The organism is Burkholderia sp. 22088, assembly GCF_052045915.1.
Classification (GTDB): domain Bacteria; phylum Pseudomonadota; class Gammaproteobacteria; order Burkholderiales; family Burkholderiaceae; genus Burkholderia; species Burkholderia cepacia.
Genome location: NZ_JBQEPY010000008.1, coordinates 156,118 through 178,746, shown reverse-complemented (window position 1 = coordinate 178,746; position 22,629 = coordinate 156,118). Strand labels below are relative to the sequence as shown.

The following is a 22,629-nucleotide window of genomic DNA, read 5'->3' as shown; positions in this document are numbered from 1 at the left end:
CGTTTCGTGACGTTGCGTAACGGTGGGCGCTGATGTCAGGCCGGTATCATAGCGCCTACGGGCATCCCCTAATATGCCGAATAGCTGGCCGAACGCTAGCCGTATTGTCGACAGATGCGAAATAGTTCTGGCGATTTGCAACAAAACAGGGGATATCGGAGCGACACACGCTCAACGCGAAACAATCTCGAGTGCGGGGGCCGGCTGGTCGATTGACGAATGGTGTCACTAATGACACCATTCGATGCGGCTAGCGTATGGAAGATCCTCGAACTCATGAGGCGCGAGCCCGCGAACGTGCGATTCAACGATCAGGTGCGACAGGTTCTCGACGCGATCGATCGACTGAAGGAACAGAAATCATGACTCAAGACCACTTTACGTACCGCGTAACGTGGTCCCCGGAGGACGGGGAGCACGTTGGCCTGTGCGCGGAATTCCCGTCTCTTTTGTGGCTCGACGCAACGCCGGAAGGTGCGCTGGCCGGTATTCGCCGGCTGGTCGCCGATGTCATTCGCGACATGACCGCAAACGGAGAAAAGGTGCCCGAGCCGATCGCCGACCGCACCTACAGCGGTGAATTCAAGGTTCGCATCCCGCCGCAGGCACACCGAGCGCTGGTGATCCAGGCCGCCGAGCAGGGCGTCAGCCTGAATCGTCTCGCGAGCGCCAAGCTCTGCGCCTGATCGCGCAGTCGAGCGCAAAGGCCCGCCCCTCCCGGATGTCGGTCAGGAATCCGGGAGATTGCTTTTTCCGCGTTGTGACACCCTGTGTGCATCGGCACGCGCTGCCACCGCTTGACCTTACCATCATGGGAATGTTGATACTGGTTCCATTCGCGGCACGAGCCGTGCATTCAGGGAATCCGACATGACAGAATCACTTGCCTCCACAGCGCTGCACACGATCGAGCTGAGCGTCGACGGCATGCATTGCGGCGGCTGCACGGGCCGCGTGCAACGGGCGCTGGCCGCGGTGCCGGGCGTCGTCGAGGCGGCGGTCGACCTCGACGCGCACGCGGCGACGGTGACTGCGCAGGAAACCATCGACGCCGCGCGACTGATCGAGGCGATCGGCGCAGCCGGCTACGGCGCCTCCGTACGCGCACCAGTGCTCGAAGTCGCCGCCGCCATGCAGGCGCATCCTGTCGAAGCATCACCCACGCCGATGGCCGCAGCCGCTTCGACTGCCGGCCGCCCGCTCCCGGCCACCAGCACCGTCGAACTCGATATCGACGGGATGACCTGCGCGTCCTGCGTGTCGCGCGTCGAGAAGGCGCTGGCGAAGGTGCCGGGCGTCACGCGCGCGTCGGTCAACCTCGCGACCGAACGGGCGACCGTCGATGTCACGGCCGACGTTTCCGCCGCACAACTGGTGGAAACCGTGAAACAGGCAGGCTACGGCGCGACACCGACCGTAACGGATGCAGGCTTTACCGCGCTCGCCCCCTCCTCGCCTGCCGCGCCCGCCAGCATCGAACTCGACATCGACGGGATGACCTGCGCGTCCTGCGTGTCGCGCGTCGAGAAGGCGCTGGCGAAGGTGCCGGGCGTCACGCGCGCGTCGGTCAACCTCGCGACCGAACGGGCGACCGTGGACGCCGCGCCCGACGTTACCGCCGCCCGGCTCGCCGAAGCCGTCAAACAGGCCGGATACAGCGCGACGCCGGTTGCCGGCGCGGCCATCCCGCCGGCTGCTTCCACCGCCCCCGCCGACCTCGAACTCGACATCGACGGCATGACCTGCGCGTCCTGCGTCGGCCGCGTCGAAAAGGCGCTGGCCGCCGTGCCGGGCGTCGCCCGCGTTGCGGTCAACCTCGCGACCGAGCGCGCATCGGTGCACGGCGCCGGCGCCCTCGACGCCGCCACGCTGATCGCGGCCGTCACCACCGCCGGCTATCGCGCGTCGCTCGCCGACGCGTCGTCAGCCGGCGCCGGCGCGCAACCGGCCGGTGCCGCGCAGGACCCCGAAACACGCAAGCGCCTCGAAGCGATCCGCGAACGCGATCTCGTGATCTGGTCTGCGGTGCTGAGCGCGCCCCTGATCGCGCCGATGCTCGTCGCGCCGTTCGGCATCCACCTGATGCCGAACGGCTGGGTCCAGCTCGTGCTCGCCTCGATCGTCCAGTTCGGCTTCGGCGCGCGCTTCTATCGCGCGGCCTGGCACGCGGTGAAGGCGCGCACCGGCAACATGGACCTGCTCGTCGCGCTCGGCACGTCGGCCGCATACGGGCTGAGCCTGTGGATGCTGCTGCGCGGCACCGGCCATTCCGGCCATCTGTATTTCGAAGCGTCGGCCGTCATCGTCACGCTGGTGCGCTTCGGCAAATGGCTCGAATCGCGCGCGAAGCGCCAGACCACCGACGCGATCCGCGCGCTGAACGCGTTGCGTCCCGACCGGGCCCGCGTCGTCGAGCACGGCATCGAACGCGACGTGCCGCTGACGCAGGTGCGTGTCGGCACCCGCGTCAGCATCCGGCCCGGCGAGCGCGTGCCCGTCGACGGCCGGATCGTGTCGGGTCGCTCGCACATCGACGAATCGCTGATCACCGGCGAAAGCCTGCCGGTGCCGAAGGACGATGGCGACCCCGTCACGGCCGGCTCGATCAACGGCGAAGGCGCGCTCGTCGTCGAAACCACCGCGATCGGCGCGGAGACGACGCTCGCGCGCATCATCCGCCTCGTCGAATCCGCGCAGGCCGAGAAGGCGCCGATCCAGCGGCTTGTCGATCGCGTGAGCGAGGTGTTCGTGCCCGCCATCCTCGGCATCGCCGTGCTGACGCTGGCCGGCTGGCTGATCGCCGGCGCCGGCACGGAAACCGCGATCCTCAACGCGGTCGCGGTGCTCGTCATCGCGTGCCCGTGCGCGCTCGGCCTCGCGACGCCCGCCGCGATCATGGCCGGCACAGGCGTCGCGGCGCGGCGCGGCGTGCTGATCAAGGATGCGCAGGCGCTCGAACTCGCGCAGCGCACCACCGTGATCGCGTTCGACAAGACCGGCACGCTGACCGAAGGCAAGCCGTCCGTGACGGCGTTCGAAGCCGTCGGCGTGCCGCATGACGAAGCGCTCGCGCTCGCGGCGGCGGTGCAGCGTCAGAGCGACCATCCGCTCGCGCGCGCCGTGGTCGCCGCGCACGACGCCGACGTTGCCGCACGCGGCAGTGCGGTGCCGCCGGCAAGCGCGGCCGATGCGCGCGCGGTGGCGGGACGCGGCGTGGAAGCCCGCGTCGGCGGGCAGTTGCTCGCGCTGGGCAGCACACGCTGGCGCGACGAGCTCGGCATCGCCGTGCCGCCCGCGCTCGACGCCCGCGCGGCGGAGCTCGAACGCGCGGGCAACACGATCTCGTGGCTGATGCGCGCCGATGCGCCGCGCGCGTTGCTCGCGCTGATCGCTTTCGGGGACACCGTGAAGCCGGGCGCCCGCGACGCGATCGCGGCACTGTCGGCGCGCGGCGTCGCGAGCGTGCTCGTGACGGGCGACAACCGTGGCAGCGCGGCGGCCGTCGCGGCGGCGCTCGGCATCGGCGAGGTGCATGCGCAGGTGCTGCCCGACGACAAGGCGCGCGTCGTCGCCGAGCTGAAGCGCACGCACGGCGGAATCGTCGCGATGGTCGGCGACGGGATCAACGATGCGCCCGCGCTTGCCGCGGCCGACGTCGGCATCGCGATGGCCACCGGCACCGACGTCGCGATGCACACGGCCGGCATCACGCTGATGCGCGGCGACCCGGCGCTCGTCGCCGATGCGATCGACATCTCCAGACGCACGTACCGGAAGATCCAGCAGAACCTGTTCTGGGCGTTCGTCTACAACCTGGTCGGCGTGCCGCTCGCGGCGCTCGGCTGGCTGAACCCGGTGATCGCGGGCGCGGCGATGGCGTTTTCCAGCGTCAGCGTCGTGACCAATGCGCTGCTGCTGCGGAGATGGAAAGGGCGCGCGCACTGAGCGGGTGTGGGCGGCGCGTGCAGGACGGTCGAAGGGTCGGAGGGCCGTTCGGCTGTTGGTGTTTGATGGTCGGGGTCGGTTGCTTGGGGCTTGGGGCTTGGGGCTTGGGGCTTGGGGCTCGGCGCTCGGCGCTCGGCGCTCGGCGCTCGGCGCTCGGGGCTCGGCGCTCGGCGCTCGGCGCTCGGGGCTCGGGGCTCGGCGCTCGGGGCTCGGCGCTCGGGGCTCGGCGCTCGGGGCTCGGGGCTCGGGGCTCGGGGCTCGGGGCTCGGGGCTCGGGGCTCGGCGCTCGGCGCTCGGCGCTCGGGGCTCGGGGCTCGGGGCTCGGGGCTCGGGGCTCGGCGCTCGGCGCTCGGGGCTCGGCGCTCGGCGAGCAGGAAGGATCGGGAGTGTGGATGGTGCAGGCCGCCCGCGACGTACCCGGTTGGCCGCAAGTCCCAGCTGAGCGCCTGCCAGCCGATTCAGCCCGGAATGACCGGCTTGATCAATGTCGTCGTGATCGGCGCGAAGCCGCACGCACGATACAGCGCGCGGGCCGCCGTGTTGTGATTGAACACCGACAGCCCGATCTCGGTGATGCCGTAGCGGCGCGCCTCGGCGTCGAGCGCATCGAGCGTGCGTGTGGCCCAGCCCTGGCGACGCCGGGACGGGACGATGTCGAGGTCGTAGATGAACAGCGTGCGGTTCGGCCCTTCGGGCACGATCGCGTACCAGAGGTCGCCCACCGCGTCGCCGCTGGCGGTGTCGACGAGCACGACGAGGGTCTGGCCGGAGGTCCGCAAGCCATCCGGCAGCAGCGTGTCGAAACAGGCGCGCGCCCGGCTGGTCGCGTCTTCGACAGCATTTTGTCCGGATGAAACGAGATCGCGCGCGTAGCCGTCGATGGCTCGCGTACGGTACGCGTGGAATTCTCTGGCCGTCATCGGCCGCATCTGCAGCATGGCCCGGTCACCGTGAACGGATTCGGACTTCCAGTGTAGCGGGACGGTCGCGCCGGCGCGCGATGCGGCGGCGGAAAGCGGGCAGGCAGGTGCGGCGGGGGCCGCGAATCAGCGAATCAGCGAATCAGCGAATCAGCGAATCAGCGAATCAGCGAATCAGCGAATCAGCGAATCAGCGAATCAGCGAATCAGCGAATCAGCGAATCAGCGACGATACAGGACGATCGGCACGAGGTGCGCACGGCGCACGCGCTCGGCTTCGGCACGACGCGCAGCGTACGAGTATTCGGCGTCGAGCGGCAGGTGGGGCGACACGAAGAGGTCGTCGATCTTTTGCAGCAGGGCGAGGATGAAGCTCATGTGAGACTCCTGACAGACGTGGCTAGGGTTTTCCCTTAGATGGACGCTATTCTAAGGGTTTTCCCTGAACTCTGCCAGCGCACCGCATCCATTTGCCGCATGCGCGCGGCGCCTGATCGCCGACGCGGAACCGCGATCCTTGCTCCGTCGGGCTCCCAGGATAGGGTCGAAACGATTAGCGCGTGCGGTGCGCACGTTTCGCGACAGCCGCCTCGCGATTTGCGTTGCGCTGGAGCCGGTCGACTTGCGACAGAAGCGCCTCGTGATGCTCCTCGAGCGTCATCAGCGTTGCCTGCTGCGTCGACAGATCGGCCGCGAGGCGATCGATCCGCTGCTGCTTCGTGGCGACGTCCTGCTTCAGGTGCGCGATCTGCCGCGTCTGAAGCACCAGCGCAACGAGCCCGGCCAGCACGACGACGGCCAACGCCAGCAGCAGGCGGTTGACGCGGCGCATCTCGCGATCGGCGGTGCGCGTCAAACCGTCGACGTCGGCCTGCAGCGCGGCGAGGCGGTCGGTCAGCGGGCGCAGGTGCGTATCCGGATCGAAGACCGGCGCGGCCGGTTGCGCGCGCTCCACCGACGGCTTCGTGACAAAGGACGCAGCGGAAGCCACCGGCTGGGTGGCAGGGGATACGGTGGTGTCGGGGTGCGGCGCGGCGTCCACGGCCTTCGCCGTGTTCGCCGTGTTCGCCGTGTTCGCCGTGTTCGCCGTGTTCGCCGTGTTCGCCGTGTTCGCCGTGTTCGCCGTGTTCGCCGTGTTCGCCGTGTTCGCCGGGTTCGCCGGGTTCGCCGGGTTCGCGGCGATTGCCGGCTTGGTCGGCTCCGCCGACGCCTGAGGCTCGACGATCGACACCGCGTCCGGTGCCGGGCTCGCCCCGGCCGCCGCTCGCGCCGTGTCGACGCTCGTCACGACTGGCGCAGATTGCTCTGCTGTCGCGTCGCTTGCACCGGCAGCCGCCCGACGTTTGCCGCCCGACGACGCGCGACGCTCCTTCACGGCGTCGCCGGAAGATCTCCCTTCGCGGGATTTGACGGCGGCGGCAGCGGCGACAACAGCCTGCTCAACTTCACCGCCAGCTGCTTGCGCTTCGGCCACCTTCGGCGCCGTATCATCGGCCGCCTGCAGCCTGGTCGCCGCCATCGTGACGGCGTCGGCCGCGGGCACATCGGCGGCCTTCGTTGCAACACCACCCGCCACGGGAATATCGACCGCCTTCATCGCAACAGCCCCGGAGGCCGGCACGATGTCGGCATCTGCAACCTCCTCACCTTGCGGCACCGAAACGCCATGGGCCACCGTCGCGACTTCCGGCGTCACCGCGCCCTCTACCGCTTCCGCATGTGCCGCCGCGCCCGCCCCTTCCCGCGCACCGAACCCGTCCAGCGCCGGCTGCCGCCCGGAGGCGACATCGTCCGCGATATCGACCGCTGCATCGGCCTGCGCCCCCGCTTCGTCGCGAACCGCAACCGGCGCGCGTTCGCCCGGCTCCAACACCGGATCGCCGAACAGGTCGAGCGTTCGCTCGTCCCGCGACGCGTCGGCGGCCGGCGCACTGCCGGACCGCGCCGTCGCCCTCGCGGACGTACTCCCCGCGGCAGCAGCCGAGCGCTGGCGGGAACGGGCCGACGAACGATTGGAACGGGAACGGGAGCGAGGCGAGGAAACGGATTCGGTCATGGAAATCGGATAGCGGGGCCCGCGAACACGGAACCGGATGTCGAACGGAATCGGTGGTCGGCCATTGTCGCATGCCCCGTTGCCGATTCAGCCTATTCGTCGCCCGACAGCCCGTTGCCCTCTTCAAAACGCGTCACGCCCTTCAGCGCGCGCAGCTTGTCGCAGATCGCCTGGTATTCGAGCGCCGACACCCGCGCGAGCGCGATGCGCACCTCGTCGTGCTCGCCCGTGTCGTCGGCACGCTGCACGATGAACTGCTTCACGCGCGCACTGTCCGGGCCGAGTGCCGCATGCAGCGAATCGAAGTTCAGCGTGCCGCTCACGACCGTCAGCGCGACCTGGCGGCGCTGCCGCACCGTGAAATAGCGCCGCTCCAGCGGCTTGATGCCGGCCAGGATGATCAGAATGATGATCGTCGCCGAAATCGACGCGACGTACAGCCCGCCGCCCACCGCAAGGCCGATCGCGGCGACCGACCACAGGCTCGCGGCAGTCGTCAGCCCGCGCACGATCTCGCCGCGCAGCAGGATCGAACCCGCGCCGAGGAAGCCGATGCCCGACACGACCTGCGCGGCGATCCGCGACGGATCGAGCATGATGTGGTCGCTGCTACCGAGCACGTCGGCGAAACCGAACGCCGACACGATCATGATCAGCGTCGAACCGACACAGACGAGCATGTGCGTGCGCAGGCCGGCGGCCCACGACAGGCGCTCGCGCTCGAAGCCGATGACGCTGCCGAGCGCCGCCGCGAGAACGAGCCGCATCACGAGTTCCAGGTTGCTCAGCATGCGATTTATCTCCTTTTTTGGTGCCGGCCGCGCGGAATGTTTTATCCTTGGCCCCGGCCGCGCCGATCCTCCGGGCCGCGCCGACACGTTTCGAACCCAGCGCTCAACCCCGTCATGTCCGTTTCCGACTCCGCTTCCGCCCAGGCCGCCCAGCTGCGCCACCATTTCGCGCACGTCGTCTTGCCGATCTGGCGGGGTTCAGGGTTCGACCAGACATTGCAGCTGCCGTTCGAAGCCGTCGATCCGGCCACCCACGCGCCGCTGCCCGTGACCCGTTATCGCGCAATGGCGTGCGCACGGCAACTGTTCGTGTTCGCGCAGGCCGGCGACACCGCGCACGCAGCCACGCTGTTCGACGCGCTGGGCCGGCGCTTTCGCGACACGCGCCACGGCGGCTGGATCTACAGCGTCGACGCGCAGGGCGCGCCGCTCGACACGACCAAGGATCTCTATACGCACGCATTCATCGTGTTCGCGTGCGCCGCCTGGTATGCGGCGTCGGGCGACGCCGCCGCGCGCACGACGGCCGAGGAGACCGCCGCGCTGATCCGCGACCGTTTCGCGCCGCACCCCGGCGACGCGCTGCTCGATGCGGCGCGCCACGCCGATTTCTCGTCATCCGGCAGCGGGGCGCTGCAGAATCCGCTGATGCACCTGACCGAAGCGTGGCTCGCGGCTGCCGATGCATTCGGCGACGCGGCGTTCGACGACGCGCTCGCGCACACCGCGCAGGCCGTCGAGCGCACGTTCGTCGACGCGGCGACCGGCTGCGTGGCCGAGCTGCCGCTCGGCGCGGCAGACAACCGTTTCGAGCCCGGTCATCAGTTCGAGTGGTTCTATCTGGTCGATGCGGCCGGCGCGCGGCTCGCGCAAACGGGGCTCCCCGCTGCGCTGTCGCGCGCGTTCGGCTTTGCGGAGCAATACGGTGTCGATCCGCAGACGGGCGGCGTCTGCGCGGCGCTCGATGCACAAGGCGCGTGCGTCGACGGCACGCAGCGGATCTGGGCGCAGACGGAGTACCTGCGCGCGCTCGCGACGCACGGCGGCACGCCGGCCTCCGCGCCGCTCGCGCGGCAGATCGAGCGCTTCGCCGCGCGCTTCCTGCATCCGCGCGGCTGGTTCGAGTGCAAGACGGCTGACGGGCAGGTGTCGCGCGCCGACATGCCGTCGACGACGCCCTACCACCTCGCGACCGCCTACGCGGCGCTGCCGGCCGGTTCGTAACCCGTCCCGGCGAACGCCGATGCCGCGCGTTCGTCGCGTGCGGCACGGCCATCGCCCAGTTCGAATACCGACACGGCCTGCATCAGGTGCGCGGTCTGGTCGTTCAGCGACGCGGCCGCCGCCGCGACTTCCTCGACCAGCGCCGCGTTCTGCTGCGTGAGCTGATCCATCTGCGTGACGGCCTGGTTCACCTGCTCGATCCCGACGCTCTGCTCGACCGACGCCGAGGTGATCTCGGACATCGTCTGCACGACGCGCGTGATCGACGTCGATACCGTCCGCATCGCTTCGCCGGCGCGCTCGACGAGCTCCGCGCCGCCGTTGATCTGCGCGACCGAATCCTCGATCAGCGCCTTGATCTCCTTCGCCGATTGCGCGCTGCGCTGCGCGAGCGAGCGCACTTCGCCCGCGACGACCGCGAAGCCGCGGCCCTGTTCGCCGGCCCGCGCGGCCTCGACGGCCGCGTTCAGCGCCAGGATGTTGGTCTGGAACGCGATGCCGTCGATCACCGAGATGATCTCCGCGATCCGCCCCGAGCTCTGCGCGATGCCGCGCATCCGGTCGATCACGCTGTCGACCACGCCGCCGCCGTGGCTCGTCGCCTCGAGCGCCGCGTCGGCCAGCGCGCTCGCCGCACGTGCGCTGTCGGTGTTCTGACGGACGGTTGCCGTCAGCTCCTCCATGCTCGCGGCCGTTTCCTCGAGCGATGCGGCCTGGGTGCCGGTGCGCGCCGACAGGTCGGCGTTGCCGCCCGCGATCTCGCCCGCGCCGAGGTGGATCGCATCGGACGCCTGGCGCACCGTGCGCACGGTGCCCGCGATGCTCGTCTGCATCGTCGTGAGGCCGCGCAGCATCCGGTCGATCTCGAACACGCCGCCTGCCCGCACGACTTCATCGAGCCGGCCCTGCGCGATCCGCTCGAAATGGCGGCCGGCTTCTTCCAGCGGCGCGACGACCGCGCGCCGCGCGGCCGCGTAGATCGCCGCGCTCGCCACGAGCATCGCCACCAGCAGCACGATGCCGACCGACTTGAACCACAGCATGCCGCCGTCGATCGTATCGAGCGCCGAGCGGCTCGATGTGCCGCCGTAGTCGGTGAAGCGGCGCAGCTCGGCGATATAGGCGTCCTGGATGCCCTGCGTCGGCTGGTCGAGGAATGCCTGGATGTTGTCGGCGTCGAGGAACTGCACGAGTTCGCCCAGCGCGCCGCGCAGCGCGCGATAGCGCTCGGTGAGCGCCGCGACGCGCGCGCGGTTGGTCTCGTCGACCGGCTGCACGGCCGTCAGCGCGGCGAACGCCTTGTCGGCTTCCGCGAGCGACGCGCCGGCATGGCGGATGATGTCGTCCGGCTTCGGGCCGCCGCGCACCATCCGCGTGCCGGCGCGCGACAGGTTGATGCGCGCGTCGAGCAGTTGCTGGGTGGCCTGGCTCGCCGCGCCGACCTGCGTGATCGCGACGTTCGACAGGTCGTCGACGCCGGTGCGCGTCGACGTGAGCGCCCAGAAGCCGAGCGCCTCGATCGCGAACAGGAAAAGGCAGAACACGGTCAACACGCCGAGCAGACCCGACGCGAGCTTGATTTTTCCGAACATGGGGGAGATTCCTGGAAAGCGGACGATGAGGCAATGCCCCGGCATTAGCGGCATTTCTTCGTCGGACTTTAGGACCGGGAGACGGCAAAGTTCACGTTGCTCCTGCATTCCCGCGGAATCGCCGGCAAACCGGGGGATCTTCGGTATTCGACGCAATAATCGCGTCGCATCGCGCCGGAATTTGCACGAAATGCGGACGAATTTCCTTGCTTATCCGCAGCCCCCTTCCTAGAGTTCAGCGCAAGCGGGCGCTCATTTCGAAGGAAGTTCGATGACCGACATCACGGATCACGCGCGCGGCGCATTGCGCGCGCAACCGTTCAGCATGCTGCTGGGCACGGAGCTGATGCATATCGGCGACAACGAAGTGTCGCTGTGCCTGCCCGTGCGCGAAGAACTGCGGCAGCAACACGGGTTCGTGCACGGCGGCGTCATCAGCTACCTGGCGGACAACGCGCTGACGTTCGCCGGCGCGCTCGTGCTGGGCCCGCGCGTGATTACGGCCGAATACAAGATCAACTATCTGCGGCCGGCCGTGAACGGCACGCTCGTCGCGCGCGCGAAGCTCGTGTACGCGGGCCGGCACCAGGCGACCTGCCAGTGTCACGTGTTCGTCATCGACGGCGATCACGAACGGCTCGTCGCGATCGCGCAAGGCACGATCAACCGCGTCGGCGACGGAAAGATGCCGGATGCGCCGGAAGAGACGGCCTGACGGGCGGCACCGGCCGGTTCGACGAGACAAGCCGCGAAACGCCGAAGCCACAGCGCGTGTCGCACGGCCTGGCCGAAGGAATGCGAGGATTTTCGAGCCGTTCGGCAAGTCTCGCCTCGAACCGATCGCGAACGGTGCGGTCGAGCTTCTTCCAGGCCTTCAACGCAGGTTCGAGCAACGCGAACTCAAAGGTCAACCAGCTTGACCTTGACGACTTTCCCGTTGGCTCGCGACTCGACGAGCGCGTTGTCTTCGATATCCTCGAGACGTTCGACCATCGCCTCCCATGTCTTCGCCGGGATGCAGTAGAACGCCGGTTCGTTGTGGCTCAGGATCGCGACCGGGAAGCCCTCGCCCGCCGCCACGGTTCCCGTCGGGTTCCGCTTCAGCTCCGAAACGCTCGCCGTCACGCTGGCCAGAATGGTGTGGGCATGTCCGCTCCTGATTCGATCGAAATTTCACCATACCTTGTTCGGTACCAACTTTAGCTCTATCCAGAATGCCCTCACGATAACGCCGGGTTTGCTCCCGAACCGCGAGCTTCGACGCGCTACTCGGCCCCATCCCCCGCCAGCGGCAAAAACCGCGGCGCCACCCGCGCCCGCACGTTGCCGTTCTCGTCCGTTCGATAGATCCCGCGTGCGACGTTATGCGGATGCGCGACCGCATCCGCCACGCTCAGCAGCGGCGCGAAGCACACGTCGGTGCCTTCGAGCAGCGCGCGCCAGTACGCGGACGGCTGCTGCGCGAACACGTCGGCGAAACGCGCCTTCAGCGCGGGCCAGCGTGCGCGGTCGTACTGCGATGCCGGATCGACGTCGGTCAGCCCGAGCCGTTCGACCAGCAGCGCGTAGAACGGGGGCTCGAGCGCGCCGATCGTCACGCACTCGCCGTCCGCGCAGCGATACACGTCGTAGAACGGCGCATCGTGGAACAGGCTCGGCTGCGCGCCGTCGAGCTGCCCGTTCGCGCGCGCCCACAGCGCGAGCGAACCGAGCATCGACACGATGTCGACGATCGCGCCGTCGACCACCCGCCCCGGCCCGCCGCCGCGCACGTCGAACAGCGCGCAGACGATCCCGAACGCGAGCCCGAGCGCGCCGCCCGCATCGCCGACGACGGTCGGCGGCAACCCCGGCCGGCCGTCGCGCGGCGCGGACAGCGACAGCAGCCCTGTCAGCGCGACGTAGTTCAGGTCGTGCCCGGCCGCGGCGGCAAGCGGGCCGTGCTGGCCCCAGCCGGTCATCCGGCCGTACACGAGCTTCGGATTGCGGCGCGCGCAATCTTCGGGCCCGAGGCCGAGCCGCTCCATCACGCCGGGCCGCAGGCCCTCGATCAGCGCATCGGCCTGCGGGATCAGGTCGAGCGCGGCCTCGCGGCCGGCCGGCGACTTCAGGTCGAGTTCGACGATCGTCTTGCCTTCGCGCAGCAGGTCGCCGTCGCGGGCCTTCAATGCGTCCGGCGCGCTCGTGCGGCCGGCCGGGCGCGCTATCAGCGTGATCCGCGCGCCCATCCCCGCGAGCATCCAGCCCGCGAGCGGGCCGGGGCCGAGACCTTCGAATTCGATGATGTGGATGCCGGAAAGCGGCGCGTTCAATGACATGAGAGCCTCGCTGAAATGCAGTCGGGACAAGAGCGGCGAAACCGCCCGATTCTATGCGAATGCCGGCGCTCGCCGGCCACGTCCGGCTAGCCCGCCGCCGCATCCGTACGCTGCGCGTCCAGCGCCTCCCGCATCGCCCGCACGATCGCGTCGCGACGCGCGTCGATCCGCTCGACGGGCCCGGCCACGCCCATGGCCAGCGGCAGGCCGTTCCAGCCGTCCGCGATCACCATCGAGATCATCGCGGCGCCCTGCGTGACCGTATGCGCCGAATAGGAATAACCGAGCCGGCGCGTCTGTTCGACCTTGTCGAGCACGACGTCCTCGTCGATCGTCCTGCCCGATTTCCCGATCCGGCGAATGCTGCGCGATACGAGCCGGCGGATCGTGCTGTCCGGCTGAAGGCTCAGCAGCGCCCAGCCGAGCCCCGACATGCAGATCTCGCGACGCGTGCCGATCGGCGCGTAGAACTGGATCGGAATCGTATGCGAGCCCTCGACCGCGTCGATGTACTGCACGTACAGGTCGCTCTGCACCGCGATCACGACCGCCTCGTGCGTGCGCAGCGCCAGCCGTTTCGCGACGGCATGCCAGTGCCGCCGGCTGCCGGCCGCCGAATCGACGAGCGCTTCGCCGAGATTGACGAGCCGTGCGGTCGGCGCATACGCGTGGGTTGCGTCGTCGTACGAAAGATAGCCGAGCGCCTTCATGCTGGTCAGCAGCGCCGCCGCGCTCGACCCCGGATACCCGCAACGCGTGGCGATCTCGCGCACGCTCAGCGGCCGCTGCAATGCGCTGAAGAGTTCCAGCACCTCGAACACGCGCGCCGCGCTCTTGACCACGTTTCCGCTCATCCCGCCCTCTCCGCTGCAACCGGGACGGGCCTTCCACATATGTGGAACGGAATTTCCCGCCGCCAACCGTCGTGACGATACTAGGCTTCGGCCCGCGGCGTGAAGCCCCGCGGCACAGAACACACGGAGACATCATGGCAGCCTTTCTGATCCGTGAACGGCAGGGCCCGATCCTGACCGTCACGATGAACCGTCCCGAAACCCGCAACGCCATTTCGGACACCGATGCGATCGACGCGCTGACCGAATGCTGCGACGACGCGAACCGCGACGAGTCGATCCGCGTGCTGGTCCTGACCGGCGCCGGCACGACGTTCTCGTCGGGCGGCAACGTGAAGGCGATGCGCGCATTCATGGAATCGGAGTCGCACGACCTTGCCGCGATCCGGTCCGGCTACCGCCACGGCATTCAGCGCCTTGCACGGGCGTTCCAGCAACTCGAGGTGCCGGCCATCGCAGCGGTCAACGGCCCGGCGATCGGCGCCGGCACCGACCTCGCGTGCATGTGCGACATCCGCATCGCCGCCGACGGCGCGCGCTTCGCCGAGAGCTTCATCGCCCTCGGCCTCGTGCCCGGCGACGGCGGCGCGTGGTTCCTGCCGCAGATCGTCGGCGCCGCCGTCGCCGCCGAAATGTCGTTCACGGGCGACGCACTGGACGCGCACGCCGCGCTGCGCTGCGGGCTCGTGTCGCGCGTCGTGCCCGACGGCGAGCTCCTCGCGCACGCCCATGAACTGGCCGGCCGCATCGCCCGCCACTCGGGCACCGCGTTGCGCCTGACCAAGCGCCTGCTGCGCGAAAGCCGCCATGCAAGCCTCGACACGGTGCTCGACCTGTCGGCGTCGTATCAGGCGTTCGCGCACGCGACCCCGGAACATCGCGCGGCGGTCGACGCACTCTTCGCCGCACGCGGCTGAACCCCGACGCATCACGGCCGTGCAGCCGGCGCGTGCCGGTCTGCCGGCGCATCGCATCCCCATCGAAGGAGACATCGTCATGACCAGCAGTAACGAAGGCGCGCTCGCGGGCGTGCGTGTGGTGGACCTGAGCCGCGTCTATGCGGGGCCGTTCTGCGCGCAGACGCTCGCCGACCACGGCGCGGACGTCATCAAGATCGAACCGCCGCAGGGCGACGAAACGCGCGACTGGGGGCCCGCGATGCCGAACGGCCTCTCCAGCTACTACTGGGGGCTCAACCGCAACAAGCTCAATCTCGCGCTCGACCTGTCGCATCCCGACGGACGCGACGTGCTGTTCCGCCTGCTCGAGAAAGCCGACGTGCTGGTCGACAACTTCAAGCAGGGCACGCTCGAACGTTGGGGCATCGGCTACGAAGACTGCCTGCGCGAGCGCTTTCCGCGCCTCGTCCACTGCTCGATCTCCGGATACGGCACCGACGGCCCGCTCGCGCGGTTTCCGGGCTACGACGCCGTCGCGCAGGGCCTCGCCGGCTTCATGTCGATCAACGGCGAGCCGGGCGGCATGCCGCTCAAGGTGCCGTTTCCGGTCGTCGACTTCGCGGCCGGCATGAGCGCCGTATCGAGCGTCCTGCTTGCGCTGGTCGAACGGACGCGCTCCGGCCTCGGCCAGCACGTCGACATCGACCTGTTCAGCACGGCGCTGTCGATGCTGCATCCGGTCAGCACGAGCTGGATGGCGACCGGCGAGGTTCCCGTCGCGACCGGCAACGTGTACGGCGCGATCGCGCCGTACGGCGTCTATCCGTGCAAGGACAAGCCGGTCGCGACCGGCGCCGGCAACAACCGCACGTTTGCGCGGCTCGTCGAAGCGCTCGGCGTGCCGGAGCTGGCGCGCGATCCACGCTTCGCGACCAACGCGCAGCGCGTCGCGCATCGCGATGCGCTCGACACGCTGCTCGGCCAGCTGACCGCCGAGCTGCGTGCCGACGAGGTCGTCGAGCGGCTGATGCACGCGGGCGTCGCGACGGGGCCGGTGAACACCGTCGCCGACGCGTTCGGCCATCCGCAAACCGCTCGCAACGCGATGTTCGTCGACACCGACACGTACATCGGCGCAGGCATCCCCGCCAAGCTTTCCCGTACGCCCGGATCGATACGCCGGCCGCCGCAGCCGTTCGCCGCCGACACCGACGCCGTGCTCGACGCGTTCGGCATCGACGCGGCGCGCCGGGACGCGTTGCGGCAGGCGGGCGTGCTCCACGACACGCGCGCGAATGCTGCCGGGAGCGCGTCATGACCACGCCGGGCGCATTTTCCTCGCTGACGGGCGACGACGCCCCGTCGATCCTGCGCAACGACGACGACGGCATCGCGTGGCTGACGATCCATCGCCCGCACGTCGCCAACGCGCTGTCCGCCGACGCGATCCGGCGCCTGTGCGACGAACTGGTCACGCTCGACGACAACCCGTCGATCCGCGTCATCGTGATCCGCGGCGCGGGCGAGCGCGCATTCAGCGCGGGCGTCGATCTCGGCGATCCCGAGATTCGCGGGATGCGGCCGATGCGCGGGCTTGCCCGCAACGTGCACGAGCTGATCCTGGAACTGCGCAAGCCGACCATCGCGGCCATCAACGGCTTCGCCGTCGGCGGCGGCTTTGAAATCGCGCTCGCGTGCGACCTGCGGATCGCCGCCGATCACGCGACCTTCGCGCTGCCCGAGGCGCGCGTCGGGATGGGCGCGAACTTCGCGAGCGTGCTGCTGCCGCGCCTGCTGCCGCGCGCGATCGCGATGGAGCTGCTGTTCACGGGCCGCCGCCTCGACGCGGACGAGGCGCAGCGCGTCGGCTTGCTGAACCGCGTCGTTCCCGCCGCCGCGCTCGACGACACCGTGCGCGAACTGGCGCGGACGATCTCCGAAAACGCGCCGCTCACGATCCGCCGCATCAAGGAAACCGCGACACGCAGCCAGGGGCTGCCGGCGGCCGCCGCGCTGCGGCTGGACGTCGGCCCCGACGTCTACGCGAGCGAGGACCGGATCGAGGGCGCCCGCGCCTTTCTCGAGAAACGCAAGCCGGTATTCAAGGGGCGCTGAACCGACGCGGACAGCAGCACCCCGCGCGCAACCGCTCCCAGAACGCGGGCGCGCCACAACAAGACATGGAACGGAGACACCTTCATGCAACGGAAAGCATTCCTGATCGGCGCGTGCGTGCTGAGCGCCACGTCGGCGCACGCATCGTCGGTCACGCTGTACGGGATCGTCGACAGCTACGTCGAATTCGACCGCATCGGCAGCCTGTCGAGCCTGCGGCAAAGCGGCGGCGGATCGTCGACGAGCCGCATCGGACTGACGGGCGTCGAGGATCTCGGCGGCGGCACGTCGACGAAGTTCGTGCTGGAAAGCGGCTTCTCGCCGGCCGACGGATCGTTCCAGGGCGGCACGCTGTTCTACCGGCAGGCCTACGTGTCGCTGCAGAACACGCGCTACGGCGACCTTCGGCTCGGCCGCCAATACACGCCCGCGTTCTACGTCGTGTACGACGGCGATCCGTTCGGGCTCAACGAACGGCTGTCGCCGCTCGCGCTGCTCGCGACGTCGACGGACACGATCACGAGCAACACGACGCCGCCGATTCCGCGCTTCAACCAGGCGGCGTCGTATCTGAGCCCCGACTGGAACGGCCTGCGCATGATGGCCACGTACGGCTTTCCGACGCCCAACGCGCTGTCCACGCAGGCCGGGCGCAACTACGGCGCCGGGCTCCAGTACCGGATCGGCGGGCTCTATCTCGGCGCCGGCTTCCAGGGCGACACGTCGGCCGGCAACCTGGCGCCCGTCGTCTCGCCGTCGACGACGCGCCACTACGTGTTTGCGGCCAATTACGCATTCGCGCGCGTCAAGCTGTACGCCGCGTTCCTGTACGGCGTCGGCACGGCGGCGCACCTGCCGGCGTTCTCGACCGCGAGCGCCGGCGCGTCGATCAACGTCGGCGCGCTCGATCGCGTGCTCGTCTCGGTCGTGCGTCGCGACGTGAAAGGCTCGGCGAACGACGCGACCGCGCTCGGCGTCGGCTACGACCATCCGCTGTCGAAGCGCACGTCGCTCTACGCCCGCTATCTGTACGTGAAGAACGGCGGCGGCGCCCGCAACACGGTCGTCGTCGGCCTGCAGCCGCAACCGGGCGGCACCGGGCAGGTGTTCGCGCTCGGCATCGCCCACCGCTTCTGACGGAGTGTCCATGACCCCGACCCTTTCCACGCATGCGACCGCCGCCGGCGATCGCGCGACGCAGGCGCTCTACCGGCGGATCTCGCGCCGGCTGCTGCCGTTCCTGATCCTCTGCTACACGCTGTCGTTCATCGACCGGATCAACATCGGTTTCGCGCACGCGCAGATGGCCGCCGAACTGCACTTCTCCGACGCCGTCTACGGGCTCGGCGCGGGCATCTTCTTCATCGGCTACATGGCGTTCGAGATTCCGAGCAACGCGCTGCTGGCGCGGATCGGCGCACGCAAGACGATTGCCCGGATCATGGTGCTGTGGGGGCTCGGCTCGGCCGCGACGATGTTCGTCACGACGCCCGCGCAGTTCTACGCGTGCCGCTTCCTGCTCGGCGTGTTCGAGGCCGGCTTCTTCCCCGGCATCCTGTTCTATCTCGGCGCGTGGTATCCGCCGCGGCAGCGCGCGAAGGCGTTCGCGCTGTTCATGACCGCGCTGTACCTCGCCGGGCTGATCGCCGGCCCCGTGTCGGGCGCCATCCTCTCGTTCTTCGACGGCGCCGCCGGCCTGAGCGGCTGGCAGTGGCTGTTCCTCGTCGAAGGGCTGCCGAGCAGCGTGCTCGGCCTCGTCGCGCTGCGCTTTCTCGACGACCGGCCGGACGACGCGCGCTGGCTGTCGGACGCCGACAAGGCCGCGCTGCGCGCCGCGCACGCGCACGCCGAAGCCGCCACGCCGGACGCGAACGCGGCACGGCCGCTGCTTGCCCACCGCGATTTCTGGCTGCTGTGCGCGGCCAATTTTGCGATCGCGGCCGCCGGCTATGCGCTCGTGTTCTGGATGCCCGTGATCCTGCATCGCGGCGGCCTGCATGGCGCGATGCGGATCGGGGTGCTGTCCGCGCTGCCCTACCTGTGCGGCATCGTCGGCATGCTCGCGATGGGCTGGCGCACCGAGCGGCGGCGCGAATGGCGCGGGCACGGCGCGGTCGCGATGCTCGCGTGCGCGGCCGCGCTCGCCGGGCTGGCGAGCACCACCGGCACATCGCACCTGATGATCGCGCTCTGCGTCGCGGTCGCCACGCACGCCGCGGCGCTGCCCGCGTTCTGGGTGCTGCCGGGGCTCGCGCTGCCGAAGCGCTCGATGGCGGTCGCGATCGCGGCGATCACGATGTCCGGCGCGATCGGCGGGTTCGCGAGCCCGTTCCTGATGGGCGTGCTCAACACGGCCACCGGGTCGATGCGCGGCGGCCTCTATTTCAACGCCGCGCTGCTCGCGGCCGGCGCCGTCGCCTTGCTCGGCACGCTGCGCACCCGCGCGGTGTCGCGCGCGAACGCCGGCTGACGGCATCGACCTCCCTTTACTCACCCTCATCGACTCCCATGAATTTCGACCTTGAACTCGAACACCGGATGATCCGCGACCTCGTCGCACGTTTCGTGCAGGACGAGCTGATCCCGCTCGAAGCGGCGGTCATGGCCCGCGAGGCCGACGGCCAGCGCTTCGGGCTGCTCGACGAAGAACGCGCCCACCTCGACGAGCGTTCCCGGCAGCTCGGCCTGTGGGGCCTCGACGCGCCGCTCGACGCCGGCGGCTCGGACCTGCCGGCCGTCGCGATGGTCGGCGTCAACGAAGCGATCGGCACGACCGTGACGCCGTACATCCTGCCGCCCGATTCGCCGAACCTGCGGATGCTGTGCGACGTGGCCGACGACGCGCAGCGCGCGCGTTATCTCGAACCGTACGCACGCGGCGTCACGCGTGCCGCGATGGCGATCTCCGAGCCGGGCGCCGGCTCTGACCCGGGCGCGCTGTCGACGACGGCCGTGCGCGACGGTGACAACTGGGTGCTGAACGGACGGAAGATCTGGATCAGCCATGCGCCCGAAGCCGACTGGACGATCGTGATGGCGCTCACCGATCGGAGCAAGGGCAAGCGCGGCGGCATGTCGGCGTTCATCGTCGACCGCGGCACGCCCGGTTTCATCATCGAACGGCGGATCCCGATGATCGGCGGGCTGTCGACCTACGAAATCGTGCTGGACGACTGCCGCATTCCGGCCGCGCAACTGCTGGGCCAGGAAGGTGCCGGCTTCGCGCCGATGCAGGCACGGCTCGCGAACCGGCGGCTGGAGATGGCCGCATGGTGCATCGGCCGCGCCGAGCGCGCGGTCGCGATGCTGTGCGACCATGCGAAACAGCGCAAGACCTTCGGCGTGCCGCTCGCGGAACGCCAGGCGGTCCAGTGGTGGGTCGCCGACGCGCTCACGCAGATCCACGCGTGCCGCCTCATGACCTACGAAGCGGCCGCGCGCGTGGATGCCGGCCAGGATGCACGCACGCAGATCTCGATGGTCAAGGTATTCGCCACCGAAATGGCGTCGAGCGTCATCGATCATGCGATGCAGGCGCTCGGCGCGATGGGCATGACGAAGGAAATGCCGTTGCAGCAGATGGCCAGCGAAGCGCGGCTGATGCGCATCTTCGAAGGCCCGACCGAGGTGCACCGCTGGGTCATCGCGCGCAGCGCGCTCTGACCGCGGTGCACCGCCCACCTTCACGATGGAGCCATGCGTTGGACACCCTGCATCTCGTCGACCCCGAAATCCGCCCGCTGCTCGAGACCTGGCCGACCGTCACGCTCGGCATCGACAACCTCGCGCAGTCGCGCGAACGCGTGCTGCCGCTGCCGCCGCCCGACCTGGCCGGCAGCACGCTCGAACACCGCACGGTGCCCGGCCCCGCCGGTGCGCCGGACGTCCCGGTCCTCGTCTACCTGCCCGACCATCACGTGCGGCCACTTCCGGCGATCGTCCACCTGCATGGCGGCGGCTTCGTGCGCGGCAAGGCGAAGGATCTCGAGGCGGTGCACCGGCCGCTCGTGACGCAGCTCGGCTGCGCGCTGATCTCGATCGACTACCGGCTCGCGCCTGAAACCGTGTTTCCCGGCGCGATCGAGGATTGCTACGCGGCGCTCGCATGGGTCTTCCGCCATGCCGATACGCTCGGCATCGATGCGTCGCGGATCGGCGTGGCGGGCGAGAGCGCGGGCGGCGGACTCGCCGCGTCGCTGGCGCTGCTGGCCCGCGACCGCGGCGAATACCGGCTCGCGTTCCAGCATCTGATCTACCCGATGCTCGACGATCGCACCTGCACGCGCACGCCGCACCCGCATGCCGGCGAGTTCGTCTGGCACGCGGCCAACAACCGGTTCGGCTGGACCTCGCTGCTCGGTCACGCGCCGGGCATCGACGGCGTGTCGCCCTACGCGGCCGCCGCGCGCGCCACGCGGCTCGACGGCCTGCCGCCCGCGTTCCTGTCGGTCGGCTCGCTCGACCTGTTCCTCGACGAAAACCTCGACTATGCGCGGCGCCTGCTCCGCGCGGGCGTGCCGACCGAACTGCACGTGCTGCCCGGCGGCGTGCACGGTTTCGACATCGTGCCCGGCGCGCGCATCGCCGAAACGGCGCGCCGCCTGAGCCACGACGCGCTGCGCCGCTTCCTGCACGGCTGACGAAAACGACGCGGGCGGCCGAAGCCGCCCGCATCCGCGCCGATACCGCCGGCAACGATCAGAACGCGTCGCCCGGCACCCGCACCCAGCCTTCCATCAGCACGCGCGCGCTGCGGCTCATGATCGCCTTGGTGACGGTCCACTCGCCGTTCTCCTGCTGCTGCGCTTCCGCGCCGACGCGCAGCGTGCCCGACGGATGCCCGAAGCGCACCGCGTTGCGTTCGCCGCCGCCCGCCGCCAGGTTGACGAGCGTGCCGGGGATCGCCGCGGCCGTGCCGATCGCGACCGCCGCCGTGCCCATCATCGCGTGGTGCAGCTTGCCCATCGACATCGCGCGCACCAGCAGGTCGACGTCGCCCGCGTTCACGCGCTTGCCGCTCGACGCGACGTAATCGGCCGGCTTCGCGACGAACGCGATCTTCGGCGTGTGCTGCCGCGTCGCGATTTCGTCGAGCGTGTCGATCAGGCCCATGCGCAGCGCGCCGTGCGCACGGATCGTCTCGAACTTCTCGAGCGCCTTCGCATCGCCGTTGATCGCGTCCTGCAGCTCGGTGCCCGTATAGCCGATCGCTTCCGCCTCGACGAAGATCGTCGGGATGCCCGCGTTGATCATCGTCGCCTTCAGCGTGCCGACGCCCGGCACCGCGAGATCGTCGACGAGGTTGCCGGTCGGGAACATCGACCCGCCCGCGCCTTCCTCCTCGGCGGCCGGGTCCATGAATTCGAGCTGCACTTCCGCGGCCGGGAACGTGACGCCGTCCAGCTCGAAGTCGCCCGTCTCCTGCACCGCGCCGTTCACGATCGGCACGTGCGCCACGATCGTCTTGCCGATGTTCGCCTGCCAGATCCGCACGGTCGCGATGCCGTCGCGCGGCACGCGCGACGGATCGACGAGCCCGCCGCCGATCGCGAACGGGCCAACGGCCGCCGACAGGTTGCCGCAGTTGCCGGTCCAGTCGACGAACGCCTTGTCGATCGCGACCTGCCCGAACAGGTAGTCGACGTCGTGGCCGGGCCGCGTGCTCTTCGACACGATCACCGTCTTGCTGGTGGACGACGTCGCGCCGCCCATCCCGTCGATCTGCTTGCCGTACGGATCGGGGCTGCCGATCACGCGCAGCAGCAGCGCGTCGCGCGCGGCGCCCGGCGCCTGCGCGGCATCCGGCAGGTCCTGCAGCCGGAAGAACACACCCTTGCTGGTGCCGCCGCGGATATAGGTCGCGGGAACCCTGATTTGAGGAATGTGAGCCATGTCCGTGTTCTCTCCGTGGGCCC

The 22,629-nt window shown here is 69.7% G+C and carries 20 protein-coding genes; 11 read left to right on the top strand and 9 right to left on the bottom strand.

Annotation, left to right across the window (positions count from 1 at the left end):
• Positions 1-362 precede the first annotated feature (362 nt).
• Positions 363-686, top strand: a complete 324-nt coding sequence (locus tag ACTJLD_RS17225; RefSeq protein WP_440659352.1) for a type II toxin-antitoxin system HicB family antitoxin — start codon at positions 363-365, stop codon at positions 684-686.
• 184 nt (positions 687-870) lie between these two features.
• Positions 871-3,945 carry a heavy metal translocating P-type ATPase gene (locus ACTJLD_RS17220; protein ID WP_440659351.1) on the top strand — a complete coding sequence of 1,025 codons (3,075 nt, stop codon included), beginning with the start codon at positions 871-873 and terminating at the stop codon, positions 3,943-3,945.
• Positions 3,946-4,403: 458 nt separating this feature from the next.
• Here the strand turns inward: ACTJLD_RS17220 and ACTJLD_RS17215 are convergent, their stop codons facing one another.
• The 4 genes from ACTJLD_RS17215 to ACTJLD_RS17200 all read right to left on the bottom strand — a co-directional run bounded on the left by ACTJLD_RS17215 (position 4,404) and on the right by ACTJLD_RS17200 (position 7,712).
• Positions 4,404-4,883, bottom strand: coding sequence for a GNAT family N-acetyltransferase (locus tag ACTJLD_RS17215; protein WP_060083820.1), 480 nt, complete (start codon positions 4,881-4,883; stop codon positions 4,404-4,406).
• 204 nt (positions 4,884-5,087) lie between these two features.
• Positions 5,088-5,243 (bottom strand): hypothetical protein, encoded by a 156-nt coding sequence (locus ACTJLD_RS17210; RefSeq protein ID WP_006481665.1) that lies wholly within the window; start codon positions 5,241-5,243, stop codon positions 5,088-5,090.
• Positions 5,244-5,418: 175 nt separating this feature from the next.
• Positions 5,419-6,921 carry a flagellar hook-length control protein FliK gene (locus tag ACTJLD_RS17205; RefSeq protein ID WP_440659350.1) on the bottom strand — a complete coding sequence of 501 codons (1,503 nt, stop codon included), beginning with the start codon at positions 6,919-6,921 and terminating at the stop codon, positions 5,419-5,421.
• Positions 6,922-7,013: 92 nt separating this feature from the next.
• Positions 7,014-7,712 (bottom strand): MgtC/SapB family protein, encoded by a 699-nt coding sequence (locus ACTJLD_RS17200; RefSeq protein ID WP_059693051.1) that lies wholly within the window; start codon positions 7,710-7,712, stop codon positions 7,014-7,016.
• Positions 7,713-7,826: 114 nt separating this feature from the next.
• Here ACTJLD_RS17200 and ACTJLD_RS17195 point away from each other — a divergent pair, with 114 nt between their 5' ends.
• Positions 7,827-8,936, top strand: coding sequence for an AGE family epimerase/isomerase (locus ACTJLD_RS17195; protein ID WP_027790352.1), 1,110 nt, complete (start codon positions 7,827-7,829; stop codon positions 8,934-8,936).
• Here ACTJLD_RS17195 and ACTJLD_RS17190 read toward each other — a convergent pair.
• Complete coding sequence (locus ACTJLD_RS17190; RefSeq protein WP_440659349.1) at positions 8,909-10,528, bottom strand: methyl-accepting chemotaxis protein; 1,620 nt, start codon at positions 10,526-10,528, stop codon at positions 8,909-8,911. The genes ACTJLD_RS17195 and ACTJLD_RS17190 overlap by 28 nt on opposite strands.
• A 271-nt stretch (positions 10,529-10,799) precedes the next feature.
• Between ACTJLD_RS17190 and ACTJLD_RS17185 the strand changes: the two genes are divergently transcribed.
• Complete coding sequence (locus ACTJLD_RS17185; RefSeq protein WP_011353771.1) at positions 10,800-11,243, top strand: PaaI family thioesterase; 444 nt, start codon at positions 10,800-10,802, stop codon at positions 11,241-11,243.
• A gap of 185 nt (positions 11,244-11,428) precedes the next feature.
• Here ACTJLD_RS17185 and ACTJLD_RS17180 read toward each other — a convergent pair whose 3' ends face one another.
• The 3 genes from ACTJLD_RS17180 to ACTJLD_RS17170 form a co-directional block, all read right to left on the bottom strand.
• A complete protein-coding gene (locus ACTJLD_RS17180) occupies positions 11,429-11,653 on the bottom strand; it encodes a type II toxin-antitoxin system Phd/YefM family antitoxin (protein WP_269139822.1) in 225 nt (74 codons plus the stop codon).
• A gap of 140 nt (positions 11,654-11,793) precedes the next feature.
• The gene (locus tag ACTJLD_RS17175) at positions 11,794-12,846 is read right to left on the bottom strand and encodes a CaiB/BaiF CoA transferase family protein (protein ID WP_440659348.1); all 1,053 of its coding nucleotides are present in this window, start codon (positions 12,844-12,846) and stop codon (positions 11,794-11,796) included.
• A gap of 86 nt (positions 12,847-12,932) precedes the next feature.
• The gene (locus ACTJLD_RS17170; protein WP_124672720.1) at positions 12,933-13,700 is read right to left on the bottom strand and encodes an IclR family transcriptional regulator; all 768 of its coding nucleotides are present in this window, start codon (positions 13,698-13,700) and stop codon (positions 12,933-12,935) included.
• Between the two features lie 134 nt (positions 13,701-13,834).
• Between ACTJLD_RS17170 and ACTJLD_RS17165 the strand changes: the two genes are divergently transcribed.
• The 7 genes from ACTJLD_RS17165 to ACTJLD_RS17135 all read left to right on the top strand — a co-directional run bounded on the left by ACTJLD_RS17165 (position 13,835) and on the right by ACTJLD_RS17135 (position 21,354).
• Positions 13,835-14,617, top strand: a complete 783-nt coding sequence (locus ACTJLD_RS17165; protein WP_440659347.1) for a crotonase/enoyl-CoA hydratase family protein — start codon at positions 13,835-13,837, stop codon at positions 14,615-14,617.
• Between the two features lie 79 nt (positions 14,618-14,696).
• Positions 14,697-15,917 carry a CaiB/BaiF CoA transferase family protein gene (locus ACTJLD_RS17160; RefSeq protein WP_060174018.1) on the top strand — a complete coding sequence of 407 codons (1,221 nt, stop codon included), beginning with the start codon at positions 14,697-14,699 and terminating at the stop codon, positions 15,915-15,917.
• Positions 15,914-16,714 carry an enoyl-CoA hydratase/isomerase family protein gene (locus tag ACTJLD_RS17155; protein WP_119337271.1) on the top strand — a complete coding sequence of 267 codons (801 nt, stop codon included), beginning with the start codon at positions 15,914-15,916 and terminating at the stop codon, positions 16,712-16,714. Before ACTJLD_RS17160 ends, ACTJLD_RS17155 begins: the two co-directional genes overlap by 4 nt.
• 84 nt (positions 16,715-16,798) lie before the next feature.
• A complete protein-coding gene (locus ACTJLD_RS17150; protein WP_440659346.1) occupies positions 16,799-17,851 on the top strand; it encodes a porin in 1,053 nt (350 codons plus the stop codon).
• A gap of 10 nt (positions 17,852-17,861) precedes the next feature.
• Positions 17,862-19,184 (top strand): MFS transporter, encoded by a 1,323-nt coding sequence (locus ACTJLD_RS17145; RefSeq protein WP_440659345.1) that lies wholly within the window; start codon positions 17,862-17,864, stop codon positions 19,182-19,184.
• A 38-nt stretch (positions 19,185-19,222) separates the two neighbouring features.
• Complete coding sequence (locus ACTJLD_RS17140; protein WP_334011204.1) at positions 19,223-20,377, top strand: acyl-CoA dehydrogenase family protein; 1,155 nt, start codon at positions 19,223-19,225, stop codon at positions 20,375-20,377.
• A gap of 38 nt (positions 20,378-20,415) precedes the next feature.
• Positions 20,416-21,354: an alpha/beta hydrolase gene (locus ACTJLD_RS17135; RefSeq protein WP_175860416.1), complete on the top strand. Its 939-nt coding sequence runs from the start codon at positions 20,416-20,418 to the stop codon at positions 21,352-21,354.
• Positions 21,355-21,412: 58 nt separating this feature from the next.
• Here the strand turns inward: ACTJLD_RS17135 and prpF are convergent, their stop codons facing one another.
• On the bottom strand, positions 21,413-22,606 hold the full coding sequence (prpF, locus tag ACTJLD_RS17130; RefSeq protein WP_059693069.1) for a 2-methylaconitate cis-trans isomerase PrpF: 1,194 nt from the start codon (positions 22,604-22,606) through the stop codon (positions 21,413-21,415).
• Between the last annotated feature and the right edge of the window lie 23 nt (positions 22,607-22,629).